This is a genomic window from Streptomyces sp. NTH33, assembly GCF_003236365.1.
Taxonomy (GTDB): Bacteria; Actinomycetota; Actinomycetes; order Streptomycetales; family Streptomycetaceae; genus Streptomyces.
Window position 1 is genome coordinate 1 of sequence record NZ_POTZ01000573.1, and the last position, 3,759, is coordinate 3,759.

4 protein-coding genes are annotated in these 3,759 nt (G+C 71.6%); 2 read left to right on the forward strand and 2 right to left on the reverse strand.

The features are described from left to right. Both C1I97_RS33120 and C1I97_RS33125 read right to left on the reverse strand, forming a co-directional pair. On the reverse strand, positions 1-1,540 hold a 1,540-nt coding region (locus C1I97_RS33120; protein WP_111006726.1), incomplete at its 3' end, for an ABC transporter permease. Next, positions 1,537-2,478, reverse strand: coding sequence for an ABC transporter ATP-binding protein (locus C1I97_RS33125; RefSeq protein ID WP_111006727.1), 942 nt, complete (start codon positions 2,476-2,478; stop codon positions 1,537-1,539). The genes C1I97_RS33125 and C1I97_RS33120, both read right to left, overlap by 4 nt. 74 nt (positions 2,479-2,552) lie before the next feature. Between C1I97_RS33125 and C1I97_RS33130 the strand changes: the two genes are divergently transcribed. Beyond that, positions 2,553-3,050 carry a GbsR/MarR family transcriptional regulator gene (locus C1I97_RS33130; protein WP_111006728.1) on the forward strand — a complete coding sequence of 166 codons (498 nt, stop codon included), beginning with the start codon at positions 2,553-2,555 and terminating at the stop codon, positions 3,048-3,050. Between the two features lie 58 nt (positions 3,051-3,108). Next, positions 3,109-3,759, forward strand: a 651-nt coding sequence (locus tag C1I97_RS33135) for a Uma2 family endonuclease (protein ID WP_111006729.1), incomplete at its 3' end; no start/stop codon positions are given.

Sequence of the window (3,759 nt, forward strand, 5' to 3'; positions counted from 1 at the left end):
CACCGACCGGCCCCCACTCCATCCGCCCGCCCGGCAGCTTGGGCAGGTGCCCGAAGGGGGAGAGGTCCAGCACGAGTTGCGGGACGTCCAGCGCGGGGCCGATCCAGCCGATCAGCAGGACCGCCCCGGCCACGCCCCACGCGGCCACGGCGCCCCGCGGCAGGACGCCGTGGAGCAGGACGGCGATGCCGCCGACCACCCACACCCCGGCCACCTGCACCAGGCACGCGCCGAGCACCGGGCCGGCCTGTCCGCCGTGGCCGACCGCGATGCCCAGCCCGGCCAGGAGCATGATCGCCACCGAGCCGCCGAAGGCGATCAGCAGATGCCCGGCGGCCCAGCGCAGCCGCCCCACCGCGCCCGCCAGCACCGGCTCGGCGCGTCCCGAGCTCTCCTCGCCGCTCAGCCGCAGCACGGAGGAGACGACGTGGAGCGCGGCGACCAGGCCGAGCATCCCGACCATCGCGGCGAGGAAGGCGTCCGTCAGGCCGGACTGCCCGCCCATCCGCTGGAAGATCTCCCGGGCCTTGGCGTTGTCGCCGACCAGCTGGGCCGCGCCGTCCGCCATCCCGCCGTAGACGACTCCCGCGACGAAGAAGCCGGCGCTCCAGCCGAGCACGCTGCCCCGCTGCAGCCGCCAGGCCAGCGCGCCCGCCGTCCCGATACGGCCCCGGGCGGGTCCCGGCCGGGTCGGCAGGAAGCTCATGCCGATGTCCCGGCGCCCGGCCAGCTCGTAGGCGACCGAGGCCTGGACGACCGCCGCGGCGGCGAACAGCAACAGCACCCACCAGCGTTCGGTGGCGAAGGCACGCAGGTTCTCCAGCCAGCCCAGCGGGGACAGCCAGGTCAGCACGGACGAGCCGTCGGTCGTCCCCGAATCTCCCGCCGCCCGCAGCACGAAGGCCGCGCCCAGCACGGCGGAGGTCAGGCCGCGGGCCAGCCGGGCGCTCTCCGTCAGCTGGGCGACGATCGCCGCCATCGTGGCGAAGACCATGCCCACGCCCGCCACCCCGAGCCCGAAGGCGAGGGCCCCGGAGGCGCCCTGTCCTGCCAGACCGGCCGTGATCAGCAGGGCCAGGGCCGCGTTGGCGACGGCCGCCGCCAGCAGCGCCGCCGTCAGCGGGGCCCGGCGGCCCACCATTCCGGACGACACCAGCTCCTGCCGCCCGCTCTCCTCCTCGTCCCGGGTGTGCCGTACGACGACGAGCAGGCTCATCACGGCGGCGAGCGCCCCCGCGTACACCCCGACCCGCCAGGCCGTCAGCGCGCCCAGTGAGTCGCCGAACACCGGGCCGACCATGGCGCGCAGGGAGGCGTTCGTCGCCATCTGGTGCATCAGGTCGGCGCGTTCGGCCGGGGTGGCGTACAGGCCCTTGATCGTGTTCGGCATGGACAGGACCATCAGCGCGTTGACCGCGACCCACACCGGGATCATCACGCGGTCGCGGCGCAGGGCGAACCGCAGCAGGGTGCCGGTGCCGGCGAGGTGGCGGGAGCGACCGGCCCGCGCGGCGGGGACGGGAGAGGCGGCGGCGGTCATCGCGCCACCCCCACGGCCCCGTCGTCCGCCCCGGAACCGTCCGCCCCGGAACCGGCCTCGTCCTGGTAGTGCCGCAGGAACAGCTCCTCCAGCGTCGGCGGGGTGGAGGTCAGCGACCGCACCCCCGTCCCGCTCAGCGAGCGCAGCACCTCGTTCAGCTTGTCGGTGTCCACCTGGAGGCGGACCCGGTGGCCCTGGACGTCGAGGTCGTGGACGCCGGGCAGCCGGGCGAGTCCGTCCGGCGGCCCGGCGAGCTCGGCGGTGACGCTGGTGCGGGTGAGGTGGCGCAGGTCGGCCAGCGAACCGCTCTCCACGGTGCGGCCCCTGCGGATGATGCTCACCCGGTCGCACAGCTCCTCGACCTCGCTGAGGATGTGGGAGGAGAGCAGGACGGTGCGGCCCCGGTCGCGTTCCTCCGCCACGCAGCGCTGGAAGACCTCCTCCATCAGCGGGTCGAGGCCCGAGGTCGGCTCGTCCAGGATCAGCAGGTCGACGTCGGAGGCGAAGGCGGCGACCAGGGCGACCTTCTGCCGGTTGCCCTTGGAGTACGTCCGGCCCTTCTTCGTCGGGTCCAGCTCGAAGCGTTCGACCAGCTCGTCCCGGCGCCGCCGGTCGAGCCCTCCGCGCAGCCTGCCGTACAGGTCGATGACCTCGCCCCCGGAGAGGTTGCGCCACAGGGTCACGTCCCCGGGGACATAGGCGATCCGGCGGTGCACCTCCACCGCGTCCGTCCAGGGGTTGCGGCCCAGCACCTGCGCGGCGCCCAGGTCGGCGCGCAGCAGGCCGAGCAGGATGCGGATGGTGGTGGACTTGCCGGAGCCGTTGGGGCCGAGGAAGCCGTGCACCTCGCCGGTGGCGACGTCCAGGTCGAGGCCGTCCAGGGCGTGGGTCCGGCCGAAGGACTTGTGCAGCCCGGAGACCGTGATTGCCTGCGTCATGCTGCGCAACGTACGCTTATTTCAGAAATTTGTGAAGTTAAGAAAGCGTATAAACGCCGGATAGGCTGGAAGGCATGGCGGAGTCGAAGGCAGGGGTGGAGCGGGACCCGGAGGCGGTGTCGCGGTTCGTGGAACACTTCGCGGCGCAGCTCGTCGAGGCGGGCGTGCCGCGCATGCCGGCCCGGGTCTTCGCCGCGCTGCTCGCCTCCGACTCGGGCACCCTGACCTCGGCCGAGCTGGGTGAACGGCTGAGGATCAGCCCTGCGGCGGTCTCGGGCGCGGTGCGCTACCTGTCCCAGGTGCACCTGGTCTCCCGCGAACGCGAGCCCGGCTCGCGCCGGGAGCGCTACCGGGTGCACAGCAACCAGTGGTACGAGGCGCTGACCAGCCGCGACGCGATCATCAAGCGGTGGGAGGACGCCCTGCGGGAGGGTGTCGCCAGCCTGGGCGCGGAGACTCCGGCAGGGCGCAGGCTGGCGGAGACGCTGGAGTTCTTCGAGTTCATCGAGCGGGACGTGGCGGGGATGATGGAGCGGTGGCGCGCGTACCGGGAGAAGAAGCCGAACGGGTGATGTAGTCGATCGGATGCTCTGAGTGGCGGACTGGTCCGCTTCAGAGGGAGGGCGCATCATGACGTCGATGACAGAGCGACCGGTAATAAGCGATGCCAAACCCCACGGCGGCTTCGAGGGACTGCTGGACCTCCTCGACGAGCTGAATGTGCCTGACGGCTACAAGGCAGAAATCGTCAGGGGGAACATCGTCGTGTCGCCGTGGTCGAAGGCCTATGACGCGGATGTGATGGACTTGGTCTGCGATCAACTGCGTCCCTGTCTGCCCGAGGAGCACCGGATCACTTGGGGCCCCTTGCTGTACGTGTTTCCGGGTGTCGAGAGCGCGTACGGACCTGACATTCATGCGGCTCACCGACGTGCCCGCCGCTCCACCAGCAACCGCCTCGACGGGGAAGCCCTCTCGTTCGTCGCCGAACTGGCCTCTCCCTCCACGCGAGTGGATGACCTGACGGAGAAGGTCGAGACGTACGGCAAGGCCGGAGTCCCTGTCTCCTTGCTCCTCGACATGCAGAAAGAGGAAGCCACAGTCTTCTGGGCACCGTCCTCCAAGGGATACCAGGGACAGCTCACCAAGTCGTTCGGCGAGAAGCTCTACATCCCGGAACCCCTCGACTGCACGCTCGACACCGACGGTTTCCAGGCGCCGCAGGAGGGCGACGACCAGGCCTGGCTCACCCCGCCGAAACCGGCAGCACCAGCCCCCAGG

Excerpts from the sequence above, each read along its gene's own strand:
- C1I97_RS33125 (WP_111006727.1), bottom strand. The coding sequence starts at position 2,478 with ATGACGCAGGCAATCACGGTCTCCGGGCTGCACAAGTCCTTCGGCCGG.
- C1I97_RS33130 (WP_111006728.1), top strand. The coding sequence starts at position 2,553 with ATGGCGGAGTCGAAGGCAGGGGTGGAGCGGGACCCGGAGGCGGTGTCG.